18 protein-coding genes, 2 pseudogenes and 1 riboswitch are annotated in these 19958 nt (G+C 42.7%); of the genes and pseudogenes, 16 read left to right on the top strand and 4 right to left on the bottom strand.

All coding sequences use genetic code 11. The annotated features are described in order from the left end of the window. Positions 1-93, bottom strand: a riboswitch (TPP riboswitch). A 119-nt stretch (positions 94-212) separates the two neighbouring features. From V7K49_RS34840 to V7K49_RS31720, 3 genes and pseudogenes are all read right to left on the bottom strand, one after another. After that, a pseudogene (locus V7K49_RS34840) lies at positions 213-365 on the bottom strand (DUF6887 family protein); the annotation flags it as partial. A 447-nt stretch (positions 366-812) separates the two neighbouring features. After that, positions 813-2396, bottom strand: a complete 1584-nt coding sequence (locus V7K49_RS31725) for a beta strand repeat-containing protein (RefSeq protein ID WP_335209175.1) — start codon at positions 2394-2396, stop codon at positions 813-815. Positions 2397-3030: 634 nt separating this feature from the next. Then, complete coding sequence (locus tag V7K49_RS31720) at positions 3031-3510, bottom strand: beta-lactamase hydrolase domain-containing protein (RefSeq protein ID WP_335209174.1); 480 nt, start codon at positions 3508-3510, stop codon at positions 3031-3033. Between the two features lie 422 nt (positions 3511-3932). On the opposite strand from V7K49_RS31720, the gene V7K49_RS31715 reads away from it, so the two are divergent. From V7K49_RS31715 to nifH, 9 genes are all read left to right on the top strand, one after another. Next, positions 3933-4646, top strand: coding sequence for a DJ-1/PfpI family protein (locus V7K49_RS31715; protein WP_335209173.1), 714 nt, complete (start codon positions 3933-3935; stop codon positions 4644-4646). A 119-nt stretch (positions 4647-4765) separates the two neighbouring features. Further along, on the top strand, positions 4766-5263 hold the full coding sequence (locus V7K49_RS31710; protein WP_334865864.1) for a GNAT family N-acetyltransferase: 498 nt from the start codon (positions 4766-4768) through the stop codon (positions 5261-5263). A gap of 255 nt (positions 5264-5518) precedes the next feature. Further along, positions 5519-6151 carry a TetR/AcrR family transcriptional regulator gene (locus tag V7K49_RS31705; protein ID WP_334865866.1) on the top strand — a complete coding sequence of 211 codons (633 nt, stop codon included), beginning with the start codon at positions 5519-5521 and terminating at the stop codon, positions 6149-6151. 131 nt (positions 6152-6282) lie between these two features. Continuing rightward, positions 6283-6465 carry a hypothetical protein gene (locus V7K49_RS31700; protein ID WP_335209171.1) on the top strand — a complete coding sequence of 61 codons (183 nt, stop codon included), beginning with the start codon at positions 6283-6285 and terminating at the stop codon, positions 6463-6465. 92 nt (positions 6466-6557) lie between these two features. Further along, entirely contained in the window at positions 6558-7409 is an 852-nt protein-coding gene (locus V7K49_RS31695) for a DUF72 domain-containing protein (protein ID WP_335209169.1), read from the top strand. Between the two features lie 313 nt (positions 7410-7722). Further along, positions 7723-8163, top strand: a complete 441-nt coding sequence (locus V7K49_RS31690; RefSeq protein WP_335209233.1) for a hypothetical protein — start codon at positions 7723-7725, stop codon at positions 8161-8163. Positions 8164-8358: 195 nt separating this feature from the next. After that, positions 8359-9087, top strand: a complete 729-nt coding sequence (gene rsgA / locus V7K49_RS31685; RefSeq protein ID WP_335209232.1) for a ribosome small subunit-dependent GTPase A — start codon at positions 8359-8361, stop codon at positions 9085-9087. 90 nt (positions 9088-9177) lie between these two features. Beyond that, positions 9178-9348 carry a hypothetical protein gene (locus V7K49_RS31680; RefSeq protein ID WP_335209167.1) on the top strand — a complete coding sequence of 57 codons (171 nt, stop codon included), beginning with the start codon at positions 9178-9180 and terminating at the stop codon, positions 9346-9348. A 1465-nt stretch (positions 9349-10813) separates the two neighbouring features. Next, positions 10814-11704 carry a nitrogenase iron protein gene (gene nifH / locus V7K49_RS31675; RefSeq protein ID WP_334967716.1) on the top strand — a complete coding sequence of 297 codons (891 nt, stop codon included), beginning with the start codon at positions 10814-10816 and terminating at the stop codon, positions 11702-11704. Between the two features lie 126 nt (positions 11705-11830). On the opposite strand, the pseudogene V7K49_RS31670 reads toward nifH, so the two are convergent. Further along, positions 11831-11959: pseudogene (locus tag V7K49_RS31670) on the bottom strand (CRISPR-associated endonuclease Cas2); the annotation flags it as partial. Positions 11960-12102: 143 nt separating this feature from the next. Between V7K49_RS31670 and der the strand changes: the two are divergent. The 7 genes from der (at position 12103) to proC (ending at position 19905) form a co-directional block, all read left to right on the top strand. After that, positions 12103-13473, top strand: coding sequence for a ribosome biogenesis GTPase Der (gene der, locus V7K49_RS31665; protein ID WP_334865872.1), 1371 nt, complete (start codon positions 12103-12105; stop codon positions 13471-13473). 373 nt (positions 13474-13846) lie between these two features. Beyond that, on the top strand, positions 13847-14767 hold the full coding sequence (locus V7K49_RS31660; protein WP_334865873.1) for an energy-coupling factor transporter transmembrane component T family protein: 921 nt from the start codon (positions 13847-13849) through the stop codon (positions 14765-14767). A 251-nt stretch (positions 14768-15018) separates the two neighbouring features. Then, positions 15019-16566, top strand: coding sequence for an anthranilate synthase component I (locus V7K49_RS31655; protein ID WP_335209165.1), 1548 nt, complete (start codon positions 15019-15021; stop codon positions 16564-16566). A gap of 457 nt (positions 16567-17023) precedes the next feature. Further along, complete coding sequence (gene pipX / locus V7K49_RS31650) at positions 17024-17302, top strand: transcriptional coactivator PipX (protein ID WP_196514765.1); 279 nt, start codon at positions 17024-17026, stop codon at positions 17300-17302. Beyond that, a complete protein-coding gene (locus V7K49_RS31645; RefSeq protein WP_335209164.1) occupies positions 17299-17967 on the top strand; it encodes a YggS family pyridoxal phosphate-dependent enzyme in 669 nt (222 codons plus the stop codon). Before pipX ends, V7K49_RS31645 begins: the two co-directional genes overlap by 4 nt. A 384-nt stretch (positions 17968-18351) precedes the next feature. Beyond that, positions 18352-18957, top strand: coding sequence for a cell division protein SepF (locus V7K49_RS31640; RefSeq protein WP_298919307.1), 606 nt, complete (start codon positions 18352-18354; stop codon positions 18955-18957). Between the two features lie 99 nt (positions 18958-19056). Continuing rightward, positions 19057-19905: a pyrroline-5-carboxylate reductase gene (gene proC / locus V7K49_RS31635; RefSeq protein ID WP_335209163.1), complete on the top strand. Its 849-nt coding sequence runs from the start codon at positions 19057-19059 to the stop codon at positions 19903-19905. Positions 19906-19958 lie beyond the last annotated feature (53 nt).

The following is a 19958-nucleotide window of genomic DNA, read 5'->3' as shown; positions in this document are numbered from 1 at the left end:
TTCCTCAATAAACAGCTTCCCTCCGCTGGTATTACCCAGACTCAGGTGTTAAGGGTGTGATCTCAGCCTGGTTAGGCACCCCTAGCATGGATGTAGTGTATCACCTTCGTTATATCTGGGAACAAGGGTGTTAACAATTTATGAGGTGAGGGTAGTTAGTGTTAAGCCGTTTTTTCGGAGTCTGGCGTAGGCGCAGCCCGTCGTAGACATCGCTATTTCTGTTGAATAATGTCTAATACTGCCTTGTGGATTTCCTCTCTTGTCATTGATGCAGGATAAGTTGCAGAGCGAGGTTTTGCTGTCAAACGATCCGCAAGTGCGTAAAAAGCCTCTTGATCATCTTGGTATGCAATGACGTAGGCGCGTAATTCTGCCCATTGGTGTCAACTTAAGCTAAAACTCTTTTGAAAACCTCGTTTCCAGCCTCTGGCTGGAAATGCTCTTCAATTGCGGCTCTGCCGCTAGTCTTGAGGCAGAGCCTCTTATTAGGCATTCCCAGTCGGAGACTGGGAACGAGGCACCTCTAAAAGCTTGTTCGCTTACTGGCTTTTGCCTTAAGTTGACACGTATGAATTCTGCCTTGCTCATAGCATCAAAGTTTGGTTTACTGATGGATATTCCCAGTTGCCATCACGACTAATCAGAATTTCTATATCTTGATAAGATTTTGAGATTTTCGGGCAAGTGCTAATTCTCTCCATAGCTTGATGGCTATACTAAAGGCGATCGCATCCCTCACACCCTTGAACTAAAAGCTTTTAACTACGAGGTATTATGCGATCGCCTTGATTTTGTACGCTTGACTCATCCAGTTAGACTACAACGAAATTGGTTGCGCTTAGTGACAGCCCACTGCTGAGTTGCGCGAATTGTACCTGAGTAAAAGCACCACCGCTACCATCTTGGTCAAAGGACAGTGCGCCTGTAATATTGTCGTAAATAAATCGTTGAGCGATCGCTGTCGCAGCTGAACCGATGGTAAACTGACTAGCCGAGAGTGTACCTACTGTTAAAGAGCCGCCGAAACCAGCAGCCGATACCTGAATAACTTCACCAGTTGTGTTGAAGTCATTAAGACTATCAATGCCTTCACTATAATTATTGAACGCAAAAGTATCAGTCCCATCTCCCCCGTACAGAGCATCATTGCCTCTCCCTCCAGTCAGGAGATCGTTGCCATTATACCCATAGAGGACATCGCCGTTATTACCCCCCACAATCTTGTCAGCGTAAGTTGTACCACTGATATTTAATTGTTCAACATTCTTGTACCTAACTCGATTTGTGCCAGCCGTAATCGAGCCTTGGTTAGTGGTTGCATTGAAAGTCGAGGTGATTCCTTTGGTAGCATAGCTACTGTAATTAACTTCCAAATAATCCGAACCCGTACCCCCATCTACCGTTTGAGTCACTAAAAAAGAGGGGGCGGTAGATGGGGCGGTAAAATAGAAAGAGTCATCGCCATTCCCTCCATTCAAGGTGTTAGCACCCTTGACTCCATAGGTGTAAAAGGCATCGTTACCATCGCCTCCATTCACAATGTTATTGCCAGACGAGTAGGAAACATCGAGGTAATCGTTACCTCCACCCCCACTAATAGTGTCATTCCCAGAAGTGCCTCCGTTGAGTACATCTTCGCCATTGCCCCCGACAATATTGTCAGTGTAGGCTGTACCAGTAATATTTAATCGTTCAATATTCTTGTAGCTAACTCGATTCGTGCCAGATGTAATCGAGCCTTGGTTAGTGGTTGCATTGAAAGTCGAGGTGATTCCCTCGGTAGTATCACTACTGTAATTGACTTCCAAATAATCCGAACCCGTACCCCCATCTACTTTTTGAGTCACTAAAAAAGAAGGAGAGGTAGATGGGGCCCTGAAATAGAAGGAGTCATCGCCATCACCCCCATTCAGGGTGTTAGCACCACTGACTCCATAGGCGTAAAATTTATCAGAGCCAGTTCCGCCTGAAACAATATTTTTGCCAAAACTATCCTGAATCGAAAATTCGTCATTTCCTGTATCCCCACAGAGGGTGTTATTCCCAAAAGAAGAAGAAACATCTAGATAATCATTCTCACTTCCACCCTTGAGGATATTGTTGCCAGTGGTAGCTGTAGCATAAATTTGATCACTCTCAGAACCGCCGTCTAAGAGATTTTTTCCAGAAGAATTAGAAACATCTAAATAATCATCCCCACTTCCTCCTTTGAGGGTATTATTGCCAGTGGTAGCTGTAGCATAAAGTTTATCATTGTCAGAGCCGCCGTCTAAGAGGTTTTTTCCAGAAGAATTGCTAATATGGAGGACATCATCGCCCTGGAAACCATAGAGGCTATCATTGCTCCCCAAGCCATTAAGGATGTCATTAGCGGTAGTACCATTGATAATTGCCATAACTTCTACCTACCTAAATCAATTTTTCAGGAACTTGAGATATTAACCTGCGAGTATTGCTGTTTTAAGGCACAAAAACTTAGCCGAAAGTTGATGCTTTCGGTATAGTTTATGTCAAATTGAAAAACACTAATTTTTCAGTGCATTTCAGCTTTTTGACTGGCTTATAAGCATTATCCAGCTAACCTTTTACATAAAGAGTTAGTTAATTTAATTACTATAACCTTTATTTTTTTAAGGGTCACTACTTAGATTAGTATTTTTTCCTACTTCACCTTACTTATCTATCTTTGTAGTTTTTAGCATAGCTCTTTACGTATTATTTACAGTGAAGCTAGCTTAAAAATCGGGAACTTGTGGGATACGATCAACTAGCGATAGTTAATCAAAACGCAGATTCAGACCTTGATATTTTACGTTTTCTTTTTTTGCGAAGGTATTTTTAATAGAAATTGTTTTTTAGCTGTAGCTGTGTGATACTTGCGTTGAAATTCATAAAATCCTATATCTTTGCGCGATTCTCTTGGGGCGATCGCATTAAATAATGCCGCACAATACCCGAACAAGGGGCTTAAGCCCCAAGTTTTACAAAGTATTGATATACATGCCTTCCTGTTAGCTAAGTACAGATATTTCAGTAAGTAGGCACAGCTACTTTTGCGTGTTTATTAACGTAGTCCACAAATAATTGCTTCAGCCTGGGACTAACACCAGCGTGTTCAAAGAATCCAAAACCCAGATTCTTAGCTCTTAATAAGGTTTCCTCTGGTGTTAATCCCTCGTGGATAGCGATACTCAATAGCGCGATTCCAGTTGATCGCATCCCGGCTGCACAATGCACAACTGCTGGTTTAGGGATTTGTTCTAGGATCATAAGGATTTTGGTAATCGCCTCTTCATTCAAATTTTTTAAATCCACCTTGAGTGGAACATTCGTATAATGCAGCCCCAATGCTTCCGCTACTTTTTGCTCATCTTTGGAAAATCCTAGTTCATCAGGCGATCGCAGATTTAGAACGGACTTAAAACCTTCTTGGATAGCTTGCTCAAGCTGTTTTGGTATGACTTGTCCTGTGGTTGTCAAATTTTCGTTAATCTGTATGGCGTTGATCACATTCACTCCTTTTGACTTTCTAATGTCTTCCAGCTTGGTAAATACTGTGATAAGCAAGCTTTGAGAATATATTCAAGTAAACACAGCAAAACTAGCCAAATATCAAACGATATTGCTTGATTACTTCAAAATTTGTCTTTTGAAGTTGGTTATTTTATTGCTTTATCCATAATAAACGCATTGTCGATAGACTTACCGTACTTTAAATCTAATTATACGTGTTGTCGATAGGATTATGGGTGTTTATATTTCAGGAGTTATACTATTGAGCTTGGGTGAGCAATTGGCTGAAGATTTTCGGTAATTAGTATAACTCGATACATTATAATTTTGCCTAAGCATCAGCATCTTGAGTATTTTTAACGAGGATATAAATTTGGACTGTAAATGAACAAGTTTCTTCTCTATCTATTGGAATAGTATTGTTCCCAAATGTGACGCAGTTAGATTTCACGGGGCCCTACGAAGTCTTTGCCAAATTGCCAAACGCGCAATTATATCTGCTAGCCCAAACACTCGAACCAATTCAAAGCGATCGCGGCCTTACCTTTTTACCGGACACAACCTTTGCTCAAGCCCCAGCCTTAGATGTGTTATTTGTGCCAGGAGGCCCAGGTATCAATGCCAAGATGGAAGATCCAAAGTTTCTCGACTTTCTCAAAACCCAAGCCAAACAAGCCCGCTACATTACATCTGTCTGCACTGGTTCTCTGCTGCTGGCGGCAGCCGGTTTGCTTCAGGGCTATCGCGCCACTACTCACTGGCGATCGCTGGATTTGCTTGAGATGTTGGGAGTTGAGACAGTTTCAGAAAGAGTTGTCATTGATCGTGATCGAATTACAGGCGGCGGTGTGACAGCTGGCATTGATTTTGGGCTGGCTTTAGCAGCTGAGTTATTTGGGGAAGCGATGTCTACGACGGGCTACGCTTACGCTCAAGCAATTCAACTAGGGATTGAATACAATCCCCAACCCCCTTTTAACAGTGGTTCTCCGCAAACTGCCCCTGCGGCTGTACTTGCTCATACAGCTGCAAGTCAAAATGTTCAGGAAATCAGACGGCAGATTGTCCAGCGAGTTGTAACTCAATTGCAAACTGCTAATATCAGTAAAGCATTTGAGAATTTGGCTAGTTGATGTCTTGCGATGTCTAGGACGGGCAAAGCTGCGACAACTAAAATTTCTTATAACCAAAGTTGATAACTTTGGATCAGAAAGTCAAACAGACATGTAATCTGAATGTCAGCCCTGAACCTATGAGCGTTAACGAAATATCTTTTAGACCTGCCCAGGAAACAGATGCGTGGGTGCTGAGTGCAATTCATATTGCCGCTATCAAAGCTCTGCCTGCAACTTTCTACACAAAAAAAGAACTTTTAGCTTGGCGTAATAACTGCGACAAGCCCGATGGTTCAAATATCTTGAAGAGGATGAAAGTGGAAACTTTTTGGGTTGCGATCGAGGGAGATGTTGTTATAGGTTTCGCTAGTTTTATTGTTGATGAACTCATCAGGCTGTATGTCCATCCTAAATATCAAGGTAAAAGCATCGGGCGTGCTTTAGTTCAACATTTTTGCGATCAAGCAACTGACCAAGGTATAGATAAGGTAATTACAACTGCTAGTCTTTATGCTGAAGGGTTTTATTTACGACTGGGATTTACTGCCATCCAAAGAGCACCTCATTATTTAAGAAGTGGGGTAGTTGTCCCAGCTACTAAAATGAGTAAAGCATTAGCTACTACCACAATATGATGAAATTGATTGAAGTTAGAGCCGATTGTGAGCTTGTTTTTTTGATAAAGTTCCATTATTTTCAGAAAAACATCTCGTATTTCTGAAATTTGGGATTGTAAAATAGTTATATGATTATATATTTTAAAAACTCATAGTTAATCTTAATAAGACTTTAATATTGAATAGGACAACTTTTATTATTACTCTTTTATCCCAAATTGCGACCACTTTTTTTACATAACCTACGATGTAAGTAAGTACTTGCCAGCATAAATGAATAAAACCATCCGTTCATCAACTCTCACCCGTAGACGTTTGATTGAAGCCGCCTCGCAGGTATTTGCCAGTTTAGGTGTTCAAGGAGCGACTACCCGTGAAATAGCTCGTGTTGCTGGTGTGAATGAGGTGACTTTATTTCGCCACTTTGCTAGCAAAGAACAACTTCTGGGAGCAGTAATCGAAAATGCCTTTGTACTCCAGACAGAAGCCCTTGCACACTCCGAAGCGTGGACGCAGGATCTAAAAATTGACATAACACAGTATGCCCGTCTTTACAATAGTATGCTAGAGGCACACGAGGACTTAATTCGTACCTTCATTGGAGAAGCTAAACGTCATCCAGAGGCAGCCAAACAAGTGATTCAAGAAGCTGCCAAGCCTTTAGGTGAAAAACTGATAGCTTACCTGCAATCGAGTCAGAAACGAGGCATCGTCAGAGCAGACCTCGATCCATTTCCAGCAGTCGATATGTTTACAGGAATGCTGTTAGCTGGAATGCTATGCCGCAGTGCAAAATTCAATCAACGCAGCTATAGCTGTGAAGACTATATCGAAACCTGTGTAGATATTTTTGTGCGCGGTATCATTGCCACTCCTCCCTCAGTTTTCAATCCGGCTGTAAGCTAACGTGAGTTATTTTCAGGGGTGGGTAGAACCTGGAAACGAGGTTTTAAAAGTGTTTTGGCTTAAGTTGACACCAATAAGCATTGCTGTACTCCTACAAGTGGCCTGTATTCCAGGCAATTGAGAACCGCTATATGCTTGCCCAAAACACCAAAATGAATACGCAATATACTCAAATGAGAAAGCAATCTGCCTTTTTGCTTGCTGAATCTACTGAAATGAGAAAGCAATCAAGCATTTTGAGTAAGCAATATGCCTTTTTGCTTGCTGAATCTACCGAAATGAGAAAGCAATCAAGCATTTTGAGAAAGCAATGAAGCATTTTGAAGTCGGGAATCTGACTTAACTTCATCCATCCTTACAACCTGCTTGTAAAATTGAATATAATACATCAAGACTTTTAGACACTGTGAACTTTTTTATTGGTTGTGCTGTTTGGGCATATAAAGGTTGGGTGGGCGAACTCTATCCCCAAGGCACTCGCACTGCCGATTTTCTCCATCTTTACAGTCGTCGCTTCACGACTGTAGAAGGTAACACCACCTTTTATGCGGTGCCTAACCAAGAAACTGTAACCCGTTGGGCTGCCGAAACACCAACAGGTTTTGAATTTTGTCTGAAATTACCGCGAGATATTACCCATCAAAGGTTGCTACAACCTTATATTCCGGCTGCTTTGAAATTTCTGGAAGGGATGCGCCCTTTAGAGAAGCGTCTTGGCCCAATGTTTGCTCAGTTACCACCCAGTTATGCACCTGCATTGCTTGACGATTTGACCAACTTTCTCGAAGCTTGGCCGCGTACAGAAGCACCCCTAGCGCTGGAAGTTCGGCATCCCGACTGGTTCAGGGAACCCCATGCTAGTAATTTAACGGTGCTTTTAGAAAAGCTAGGTGTGGGACGGGTACTCTTAGACTCGCGCCCCATCTACACTGGAGATGATGACCCCCAGTTGCAATCGGAACGGCGTAAACCTAAATTACCCTTGCAATTGAGTGTGACAGCACCTTTTACTCTAATTCGGTTTATTTCTCATCCAAATTTATCAGTGAATCAGCCGTTTATGGAAGAGTGGGTAAGGCAGATTCAGCAATGGTTGCAGATGGGAGTGCGAATTTATTTCTTTGTCCATTGTCCAATAGAAGGGCGATCGCCTAGCATAGCCCGTCACTTCCAACAGCTATTAGAACAGAGTGATACACCAGTTCCCCCCCTACCTTGGAATAATCTTGAGCATCCCCCCAATCAGCTTAGTTTATAGTCTTGAAAGGTAGGGCGCAAGGGACAGAGGGAGTAGGGGAATAGTCCCACAGAATGAAATTACTAATTTTTTAACTTTTACAAGATATCTAATGTTTAGTAATTAAAAAAAGAGCGATAATTAGTGTTACCATACTTTTCTGTTTAAGCTTCATATCGCTTTCTCCTTGACAAAAGGGTTAATAGCCCAATTTTTTAAATGGCGATCAGGGTTTAAGTGATGCATGAATATATCTAACAGAAAAGCATTGATTTTTAATGTGTATGTGATTTTAGCAAATTTTTTGAGAGCAGTTACATCAAAGGAGGTTGAGATGAATCGTCTTCTTTATGAAAGTTCAGTCTCATACAAAGGATATCTTATCATTCCATTTGTTTTTGGGCAAGCTGATAATTACGAGATTTATTCGTATAAATTGCTATCTGAGATTGGGCACAAAAGCAAATTTCATAAAGCAGAAAACCCAGATGGAATCTATGGAAGTAACGTTAGTAATATCGTTGATATTGCTAAAGAACATATTGATCAAAATTCCGAGTTTGTTCATCGGGGGGATAGTTTTAAGTCTCGCTACATTTATCGGAACAATTTGATTATCATCTTCCAAGAAGGAGACAAATGTTTTTATGACCATTACCCACCAGAGTTATTGAATAATATTGCAGCTCCAAAATTATTCAAATCCGAATATGAATGTCTGAGTTGGATTAAGCAAGGGCTTAATGGGCAACATGTGCGGCAAAGAACTATTTGAAGGAGGTAGAAGTTATCCAATTTTAGATTTTGAATTTTGAATATTGGATTGAAGAGAAATCTAAAATTGGCAGAGTTAGGAGTAAAACAAGCTTAATATCTTGTTTTCACCTCGTTCCCAGCTAGAGGCTGGGAACGAGGTTTGAAAAGGGTTTTAGCTTAAGTTGACACCCATAAAGATACCCACTCCACTAATATTGATACAGTCTTCTTAGTCTCAGGGCTGGATGGCGATTTTAACCCTAGAAGAGTTGAGCGTTATCTGATTATGGCTTGGGAAAGTGGTGCAAATCCAGTAGTGGTGTTAAATAAAGCAGATTTGTGCAACTCTTTAGAAGAGTACTTAGCACAAGTGGAAGCAGTTGCTTTGGGTGTACCAATTGCAGTTTTAAGTGCCACCAATCATCAAGGATTGGATGCCTTAAAACCTTACCTGCAACCAGGACAGACAGTTGCTTTGTTGGGGTCTTCTGGTGTTGGGAAATCCACTATCACTAACCAACTGCAAGGCGCATCTGTGCAAGTTGTGCAACCAGTCCGGCGAGGTGATAACCGAGGTAGATACACGACAACTCATCGTGAGTTGATTTTGCTCCCTACTAGCGGATTAATTATTGATACCTCAGGAATGCGGGAAATCAAAATTTGGGCAGGTGATGAAGGTTTGCAAGAAACTTTTGCAGACATCGAAACCTTGGCGCAGAAATGCCATTTCCGCAATTGTCAGCATAATAACGAACCAGGTTGTGTAGTGCAGCAGGCTTTGGCTGAGGGAGAACTTGATTATTCCAGGTTTTTCAGCTACCAAAAGTTACAAAAAGAACTTGACTACCTTACCCGCAAACAAGACCAGAGGGCACAACTAGCTGAGAAAGAACGATGGAAGAAGATTCATAAAGCCATGCGAAATCATCACAAGCGCTAATTGCACAGATATTATACGATTTCACACAAACTTTGATACATATTAGATTTCTCGTAAGGGCACAGCGTTGGTCATTGGTGTCAACTTAAAATGAAAGGTAGTAAGCGAGAATGTTTTGAGACATTACCTCGTTTACCTCGTTCCCAGTTTGCGACTGGGAACGCCTATTTTGGGGCTGCCGCCTCTCTGACTCGCGGCAGAGCCGCAATTGATTTGCATTTCCAGCCAGAGGCTGGAAACGAGGTTTTATGGGGATTTTAGCTTAAGTTGACACGGATGAGCATTGGTGTGCCCCTACCAACGTATTTATATGATTATTAAAGTGAAACGGTGTCATCTCTGTCCGGTGAAAGTTTTATCATTAAAATCGTAGGGGGCAGGGGGAGTTTTGAATTATAGGTAATTAAGCCAACTTGATATTATCGGATGAAATTGTGTGAGTTATTTAATCTACTTTCGTGACGAAATTTTTGATCGTAAAAATAATAAATTTTGTTTTTGTTGTAAAACATTACTTTTAAATACTTTTCAAAAATACCCAAAAGTATCTAACTGCACATCTTGGCTATGATAAATAATTTCACTAACTGGTAACCTGTGAGCACGTAACTTATGACTATTAAAGATCCTAAGGATAATCTTCTGGCGAGGAGATAAATAATTTTAAATTCGACAAATAAATTAGTGAGATATATGTTATGGTTTTTATAGGAATCAAAAAAGTGAAAACACAAAAAGACTTCAAGACAAGTTTGAGGCAAGCTCAAGAAGGTTTTTTTGCTCTGGTAAGTCCACTTCAATTCGCTACATCTTTTTACCACAAAAATCTAAAACTAGATTGAGTAGGATAGTAGCCTTTGTAACAACTTGAAGTCAATCGAAATTTATCTGGGTATGAGCCAATAAGAGTTGGCTAACCTAGCTAGAGCATTACCCGCTAAAGGCAATTACTCTTGGAGTCTGGGAAGAAAGACTCTTAGTACAGCCTGACAAATCCATAGTAATACAGAATATTTACGAACTTAATCTTGCGGTAAAAAACATTTTCAACCGCGAACTAAGTTGAAGCAGTTGCTGACTTTTGGAACGAAAACTTCAAGCAGAATGGTGTTGTTCCAGAATTTTCAGGAATTTAACCATACTGTCAAAAGTCACCAAGATATTATCTAAGCCAGAGTATTAGGGGTTGCCTGTGCAGGCTTTATAGTACTGCATTTGTAGCTACCACTTTTAGGCTGGAATTTATCCTACTGCATCAATCACGAAACGAGAAGCGCTATAGAAGTTCTTGGCGACTTGACATCAGCAAAATCAGAGAAGTTGTAGCGACCATTTAAGAGTGGATTGCAATTTGGTTGGTTGTGTGGTTCAGAGAACAAATCTGCGTTCATTTGAATTCCTGCTGCAACCACTCTTGAGGCTTGAGCAACCATTTGGGATTCTGTTACAACAACTGACAATGCTGAAGTCAAAGTTTCAAAGGCTTCGTTATTAGGAGATAGAGATTTCTCTATCCCTTAAGCGATGTCTGACGACAAGTCACTCTGCGTCTACGCTTCGTGGGTAAATATGTTCTGATTTTAAATGTTTTTGTCAGGATGCGATGTGTAGCGACAAGTCGCTACACGTCTACGCCAACAGGCTCTACTTCCCAACAGCACCAAGGGTGAATATCTCACATCAAGCTTCCAACCCATCAACTAAATCATTTTAGGAAAACACAACCATGAGTGACCCAAAGATTAGACAAATAGCTTTTTATGGTAAAGGCGGTATTGGTAAATCTACCACCTCTCAAAACACGCTAGCAGCAATGGCTGAAATGGGTCAGCGCGTCCTGATTGTCGGTTGCGACCCCAAAGCTGACTCTACCCGTTTGATGCTACACAGTAAAGCTCAAACAAGCGTTCTTCAATTGGCTGCTGAACGAGGCGCTGTAGAAGATATTGAACTCGAAGAAGTAATGCTCACCGGTTTCCGGGATGTACGTTGTGTGGAGTCTGGCGGCCCTGAGCCTGGTGTGGGTTGCGCTGGTCGTGGTATTATCACCGCTATCAACTTCTTGGAAGAAAACGGTGCTTACAAAGATGTTGATTTTGTAAGTTACGACGTTTTGGGTGACGTTGTGTGCGGTGGTTTCGCTATGCCTATCCGTGAAGGTAAGGCACAAGAAATCTACATCGTTACCTCTGGTGAAATGATGGCGATGTATGCAGCCAACAACATCGCTCGTGGTGTTCTCAAATATGCTCACACTGGCGGTGTGCGCTTGGGTGGTTTGATTTGCAACAGCCGTAACGTTGACCGGGAAATCGACCTAATCGAAACCTTGGCAAAACGCTTGAACACCCAAATGATTCACTACGTACCTCGTGACAACATTGTGCAACACGCAGAATTGCGCCGCATGACTGTTAACGAGTATGCACCTGACAGCAACCAAGCTAATGAATATCGGACATTAGGTACAAAGATCATCAACAACAAGAGTCTGACTGTCCCCACACCTATCGAGATGGAAGAGTTAGAAGACTTGTTGATTGAATTCGGTATTCTCGAAAGCGAGGAAAATGCTGCAATGTTGGTTGGCAAGACTGCTACTGAAGCACCTGTATAAAGTAGTATTAAGTAAATAATGGACTAGGGTGGGCAAGCAGCCCACTTTTTTTTGGTTAAAATTTGATTTTATGGCAATAAAATAATAAAGTCCCCTGGCTGTTCTTTGCCAATATGTCCAATATGTTTCGACTTTTCGCTGACAACAGCCACAGAGAAAATAAAAGCGCACGCTATCGGTATCGGGTTTAATCAATTTAGCTAAACGCGATCGCACTTTAGCATCCTGAGTGGAAATGATATCGCACTCAAGGACTTGAGCGTGTCTGCTGAAGCGCTGGGTAGGACGGTAGTTCCCATTGTTCAGATCCAATACTTGGGAAATTATTAAAACTTCAAGTTTAAAGTGAGTAAAATGTAAGTACGTGATATACTACGTCTCTGACTTACCCTGGTTTTATGGCACTGCCAATTGTTGCAATTATCGGACGCCCAAATGTGGGCAAATCCACCCTGGTTAATCGACTCGCCGGGGAACAAACGGCGATTGTCCATGATGAACCGGGAGTGACACGCGATCGCACTTACATGCCAGCTTTCTGGAATGGTCGCGAATTTTTAGTCGTAGACACTGGTGGTTTAGTCTTTAATGATGATACCGAATTTTTACCACTAATTCGCCAGCAGGCAATGACAGCGCTTGCAGAAGCATGTGCCGCTATTTTTGTGGTAGATGGTAAAACAGGCCCCACATCGGCAGATTTAGAAATCGCCGAATGGATGCGCCAACAACGCGTACCTGTGCTACTAACTGTAAATAAATGTGAATCCCCAGAACAAGGCTTAATCCAAGCTGCCGAATTTTGGGAATTAGGATTGGGCGAACCTTACGCCATTTCCGCGATTCATGGCAGTGGTACAGGAGAGTTACTCGATGAGTTAATTAATCACATACCTGCTATTGAGGACATCCCAGAAACGAATGAAATCAAAGTAGCAATTGTGGGACGCCCGAATGTAGGCAAATCGAGCTTACTCAATTCTTTTGTCGGGGAAGAGAGGGCAATTGTCAGCCCAATTTCCGGCACCACCCGCGATGCTATTGATACTTTCATTCAACGAGACGGACAAAGCTATCGCTTGATTGACACCGCCGGCATTCGCAAAAAGAAACACATAGAATACGGCACAGAATTCTTTAGTATTAACCGTGCTTTCAAAGCGATTCGCCGCGCTGACGTGGTTTTATTAGTACTAGATGCTGTAGATGGAGTGACTGAGCAAGACCAAAAATTAGCTGGGCGGATTATCGAAGAAGGTCGAGCTTGCATCATCGTCGTTAATAAGTGGGATGCTGTCGAAAAAGACTCTTACACAATCTACGATTACGAAAAAACTCTGCAATCACGGTTACATTTTACCGAATGGGCAGAAACAATCTTTGTGAGTGCCTTGTCAGGACAACGGGTAGAAAAAATTCTAGAGTTGGTGAAAACGGCGGCTGAATCACACAAACGCCGTGTCAGCACATCAGTTATTAACGAAGTCTTAACAGATGCCGTCAGTTGGCATTCACCGCCAGCATCCCGTGGTGGGCGTCAAGGCAAGATTTATTATGGTACACAAGTAAGTAGCCAACCACCAACGATCGCCTTATTTGTCAATGATTCCAAACGCTTCAACGACAACTACCGCCGCTACATTGAACGCCAATTCCGGCAACAGCTAGGATTCAAGGGCACGCCAATGATTTTACTGTGGCGGAGTAAAAAAGTCCGTGATGCCGAAACTGGTAATGTTAATAGAGCAACTCGCGTTAAATTAAGTTAGGAGTACAGACGCGATTAATCGCGTCTGTACAGGAGTTATGAGTTAAAGTCAGAATTGCTTGCTAACTATAAAACCCTATCGACTTGAGTTTGATAGCGGTACAAGGTGAAAGTTATGAGAGTTCCTCGTTCCCATGCTCCGCGTGGGAATGCATTAATTGAGGCTCTGACTCAATGTCTGAGTGGAGGCAGCAGCCCCTAATTAGCCATTCCCATGCAGAGCATAGGAACGAGAGAATAATGGGAAAGAAATCGAGCTTTTTTCGACTTGTGCGTACACCGTAGCCTTTTTAAAGGAGGATCGAGGTTTCAGGTTTTCAATGCGTAAGTCCTGTTAAAGTCAAAACTGCTAACTCCTAACTCTTAACTTTAAAATGGATTTATTGCGATCGCTGCCACTTGGACTTTATTTAGAACAACCCCAAACTTGGCTGCATAAAATCGATCCGCGAGTCAAGTTCGCCTGGTTGATGAGCTTTTTAACAAGCTATATTTTGGCTAACAACTCTTGGCGGGTGCTGCTGGTGGTAGTATTAATTATTGCCACCTTGATTGCCAGGATTCCTCGACGAGTATGGCAGCAGCAAATGGGTTGGCTGTTAATGCTATCGTTTTTTGTCTTAGCGATCGGAGCGATCAGTCCTGATGGAATGGGTGTAGATTATCAGCCACGCCTGCCAGCTAATGAACAAATATTAAGCCAGCCATCAAACTCCAATAATATTGTTCAAGAGCAAGTAGTTGAGAAAAAAAAATACAGCTACGTGCTATTTCACAAAGGCCCAGTGAAAGTAACTCGCTATTCCTTGGATTTGGCAGTACGCCTGAGTACACTTATATTTACCGTGATTTACAGCACTAACCTGTATCTGCTGACAACCGCACCAGAAGAAATCACATCTGGTATAGAAAGCTTAATGCAACCTCTGCGACGCCTGAAGTTGCCTGTCACAGAAATTGCCTTAACTTTAACCTTGTCCTTGCGCTTTATTCCTCTGGTATTAGAAGAAGTACAAAACTTATTTCGCTCTGTGATGACAAGGGCAATTAATTGGAAAAAGCTGGGATTGAAAGGAGGATTCAAAGTTTGGATGACAGTTGCAGAGAGACTGTTAGAAAATCTGCTCTTACGAGCCGATCAAATGGCGAATGCAATGATGGTGAGGGGTTTTACCAGTCCCAATGAGCATCGAGTCCAGTGGCACGACTTACGATTAAAAGGGCGTGACTGGCTTGCTATTGCAACTTTAATTTTATTCTGGGGAATACGGCTAGCTATAGGAACTCAAGTCTAATTTTGCGTCGAGAAAATGGTAAGGTGATTTCTGATAAAAAAAATACCTATGTTGACGAGTTTCGACTTCGCTCAACTCTCGATTACTCAGTTTGTTGAGCGAAGTCGAAACCAACGGCTATGGTAATTTTATTACTAGAATTCACCTAATAGGTAATAGGTAATTGCATTTTGTCAGTGGTCAGTAGTCGTAGTTATTTGTACTCACTGCTGAAAACTGTTAACTAACTATTGACAACGCTTGTAAACAGTATGACCAAGCCTTGGTATTGGCGATCGCTACCCTTAGAAAAGCGCACAGGTTCGGAAGTTTTTGCTGCTCTTTTTCGCCCCACCGCTGCACCAGCAATTGCTACCCTACTAGAAAGTCCCTACCCAACGCCAATCGACCATTCCCAACTCAACCAATATTCTATCTGTGCAGGCGCTCCTCGCATAGTAGATGGCATCCCACAGATGTGGACACCAGAAGTAGGAGAGGTTTTTCGCTTCCTAGAAAAGCTGTTGCAGCAAGGAGTAGCGGGACATGAGGAGAAATTTACTTCCCCTGCTTCCGATCTCCCCTTTACTGGCGGTTGGTTGGGTTGGCTAGGCTACGATGTGGCATGGGAAATTGAACAGTTACCTCGTAATAAAATTGATCCCCTACCCTTTCCCATAGCTTTTTGGTACGAACCAGATTGTTTTGCCGTTTTGGATCATGCACAACAAATTCTTTGGCTAGCCGCTAGTGATGCAAGTGGACTCGATGAGTTAGAAAATAAGTTAGCAAAGAAAGACGCGGGGAAAGAATTCTTAGTGTCTCCCTGTCCCCGCATCCCCGTGTCCTCTTCGCTCCCCCTATTTTTGACATCTCAGGCAGATTATGAAACAGCTGTCAACCAGGTAAAAAAATATATTCAAGCTGGAGACATCTTTCAGGCAAATCTTTCATTACGATTTCAAGCGTTTACATCGGCTTCTGGTTGGGAAATTTACCAAGCCTTGCAAAAAATCAATCCTTCTCCTTTTGCCAGCTATTGGCAAACGCCTTGGGGGGAACTGATCAGTTGTTCGCCGGAACGGTTAGTAATGTTGCAAAATCGGCAAGCCGAAACCAGACCGATCGCTGGGACGCGATCGCGTGGTGTCACTCCAGAACAAGATATACAACTGGCCCAAGATTTACTCAGCAACACTAAAGAACGTGCAGAACACATCATGCTAGTGGATTTGGAACGCAATGATTTAGGGCGAGTTTGTGAATGGGGAACGGTTGCTGTTGACGAATTGCTGACAATTGAGCGATATAGCCATGTGATGCATCTTGTCAGCAACATTAAAGGTACTCTAAAAGGCGAATGCAATACCATTGATTTGATTCGCGCCACGTTCCCAGGTGGCACAATTACAGGTTGTCCCAAAGTCCGTTGCATGGAAATTATTGAAGAATTAGAACCCGTGCGGCGCAGCTTGTTCTACGGTTCTTGTGGCTATTTAGATTGGCGTGGTTATTTAGATTTAAATATCTTAATCCGCACCCTGTTACTAGCTCCCGCGTCTCAACAAGGTGGGGGAGCAGGGGAGGCAGGGGAGGCAGGGGGAGTAAATTTTTCTTCATCTTCCTCATCTCCCCACTCAAGACTCATCCCCCAGCGTTCGACTGAGCGCTCACGCCGAAGTCACTCAGCACTCAACATTGTCTGGGGACAAGTCGGCGCAGGAATTGTCGCAGACAGCGATCCTGAGAGAGAATGGTATGAATCTCTGCACAAAGCTCAGGCACAACTTGCAGCACTGAAAATGCTAGATAATCAATAGAAGATAGTTTTCTTTGCTGTCCCCACTCTCCACTCCCCTATTCTGTTAGCTATTTTGCGCCATTCACCGACAGTTGTGGCAGTATAGAAAGAAGTTGAAAAGTTTGCTGTTGCCGTTGGGAACTTCAAAGGGTGTTTTTCCTGGCAACGCCGAACTTCGACAAGAGGATCAGGACTATTTTGTGCCTTGTCCCTACAGATTGGTAAATTGAAGTCACCAAAGCAGATGGTGATGTTTCTCGACCAGCCTCTACTCTGTAGAATCTACGCTTCGCGGCTTCTGTTGTACCATTTCGCCTCACTACCACTAGCTTCATCTGCCCATTAAGAACTAGATCAAGGTCTTCGTAACCGCAGTTTTGCATTTTAAGCAAATATTCAGGCGAATGTTGGTATTATCGTCTGAATGTTTGGAATTCACTGCGAAAAGATATACATACTCCCACCTTGACTCTTAAATGAATTCAGAAAACGCAGAAACTTACATAAACCATCCAACTTGGGGTTTACTCTACAAAATCTGTATGGTTGATGAGAACCAAGATTTGTTCACCACACTTTATGCCCAGCGCTTATTTTTTTTAGTAGCAAATGACGTTAAAGGTGTTAAATTCCAGTCTTTGGGACGGACTGAAGCTAGAATGATGTTGGAAAATCGCTTACGTACCCTGCGTCGTAGTGGACAATCTCAGGAGTACGATCAACTTCAGAGTGTTTTCCAACGCACCTTCCAATGAGCAGTTCGATTTCCGAACGTATTGTTTCCATTCGCTCCTCACTACCAACTTCAGTCCGATTGATTGCTGTTAGCAAGCAAGTTTCTGCCCAGGCCATTCGGTCTGCCTATGCCGCAGGAATTCGTGATTTTGCGGAGAGTCGTATCCAAGAAGCCGCCAGCAAACAAGCCGAGTTGCAAGACTTACCGGATATTACTTGGCACTTTATTGGACATTTGCAAAGCAATAAAGCCAAAAAAGCCATCGAGCAATTCCCTTGGATTCACTCCGTTGATAACTTGAAGCTGGCACAGCGCTTAGATCAATTGGCGCAACAGCTAGGAGTGAGTCCCCAGGTTTGCCTGCAAGTGAAAATTCTCCCCGATCCCAACAAGTCCGGTTGGAGTATGCCAGAACTTTTGGCTGATTTACCCACACTCAATCAATACAAAAGTTTACAAATTCAAGGTTTGATGACAATTCCGCCTTCAGGATTAAATGCTCCGGAAATTTTGAATGTGTTTAATCTCAATCGTCAGCTAGCAAAAGAAATCCAGGAGCAAAACTGGTCACACATTAAAATGCAGCAACTATCTATGGGTATGTCAGGCGACTACGAACTAGCAGTGCAAGCAGGCGCAACGATGGTACGATTAGGAACAATATTGTTTGGCGATCGCTCTTAGCCTGTTGATCATCAGCCTTGGAGGTCAGTATTAATAGAGATCAGGATTTGATGACAAGAATTTTGTAACAGACTGGTGCAATTGGAAACAAAGGATATAGTATTGACAAGAGCAATCGCCAAGGGAAAATGGGGTATAAAGAAATTACCTTCGGACAAACCTTAGGATATAATCTTGACTCATTATTATGTTTGGGCGATGCACAGACCTTTCCAATAAGTGTCAGTTCATCGCCAAAACTCGTAGTATGGGCTACAAATAGCAAAACACTTGCTGAAATATCCACCGATGTAGCGTAGTTTACCGCCGTAGGCATCGCTCCTAGTTCAATCAATCCTAAGCCAAGTCAATATAGGCTATTCGCACCAGGAGAGTACACACACAATGAACAATATCTTTTCCAAACTCAGAGACTTTGTAGGTCTAAATGAGCAAGTGGAATACGAGTATTACGAAGAAGAACCAGAAACAGATAATAATAATAATTACCAAAATCTGTATCAGCAAGAAAATCCCCAACCAGCACCACAAGAGAGCGCAACCGCTCAAAATCGACGCTGGCGGGAACCAGTGCCTACAATGGGAGATGATATAGCAGCAGGTTCAAAGCCAATGGGGAATGTGATTGGTATGCCAGGAGCAATTAACGGAATTTCGGAAGTTTTAGTCCTCGAACCACGCACCTTTGAAGAAATGCCCCAGGCAATTCAAGCGCTGCGAGAACGCAAGTCAGTAGTATTAAATCTGACAATAATGGACCCAGATCAAGCTCAACGAGCAGTAGATTTTGTTGCAGGTGGTACTTACGCACTAGATGGACATCAAGAGCGCATCGGTGAGAGCATCTTCTTGTTTACGCCAAGCTGTGTCCAAGTTAGCACCCAAGGTGGCGTTCTTCATGAAGTACCACAACCGCCAGCCCGTCCCTCTCGTCCTACAGGTTCTCCAAATCAAACTTGGGGCAACGAAACTAACCGGATGGCACAATAAAGTTAAATTAGTTGTTAGTCGTTTGTCCTTTGTCATTTGTCCTGGGTTTTACTCATAGTGACAAATGACAAACGACAAACGACTAATGACTAATGATCAATGACTATAAAATTTGGCTTAATTGGTGGTGGGGTAATGGGAGAAGCGCTCTTATCCCGCCTTATCGCGTCTGGAATTTATCAATCATCAGAAGTCATCGTTAGCGAACCGCTACCTTCACGCCTAGATTTTTTAAAACAGCAATACGATGTTGCTGTGACGACAGACAATAGCGAGGTTTTCACCCAAGCAAAAGAAGTTGTCTTTTTGGCAGTGAAACCGCAGGTGTTCAGCGCGCTCGCTCAAGAAGTAGCACATATTAATATTCAGAATCAAGAATTAGCAAATATTAATCTTCTGAATAGAGAACACTCACCGGTAATCATTTCCATCTTGGCGGGTGTGCCTTTAAGCCAGCTAGAAGCTGCATTTGTGCAATTGCCAGTTATTAGAGCAATGCCTAATACCCCAGCAACTGTGGGGGCGGGAATTACTGCGATTTGTTTAGGTGCATACACCAGCCCCAAGCACAACCAAATAGCACAGCAAGTTTTTTCTGCTGTGGGGGAAGTCGTGGAAGTGTCAGAAGGGCTGATGGATGCAGTTACAGGGCTATCTGGTAGCGGACCGGCTTACGTGGCGCTCTTGGTAGAAGCACTTGCTGATGGCGGAGTAGCCGCAGGTTTACCTAGAACAATTGCCAGTCAACTAGCCTTGCAAACCGTATTGGGAACAGCGAAACTGTTGCAGGAAACCAAACTACACCCAGCAGAACTCAAAGATCGGGTTACCAGTCCTGGTGGTACAACCATTGCGGGGATTGCCAAGCTAGAACAGGCAGGATTTCGTTCAGCTTTAATTGAAGCAGTAAAAGCTGCCACAGAGCGATCGCAAGAACTGGGAAAATAAAGTTATGAGTTATGAGTTAGGAGTTATGAGTTATGAGTTTTAACTCCTAACTT

Origin of the sequence: Nostoc sp., from assembly GCF_036919675.1 — a bacterium.
GTDB lineage: Bacteria > Cyanobacteriota > Cyanobacteriia > Cyanobacteriales > Nostocaceae > Nostoc.
This window is presented reverse-complemented; position numbering and strand designations above follow the sequence as displayed.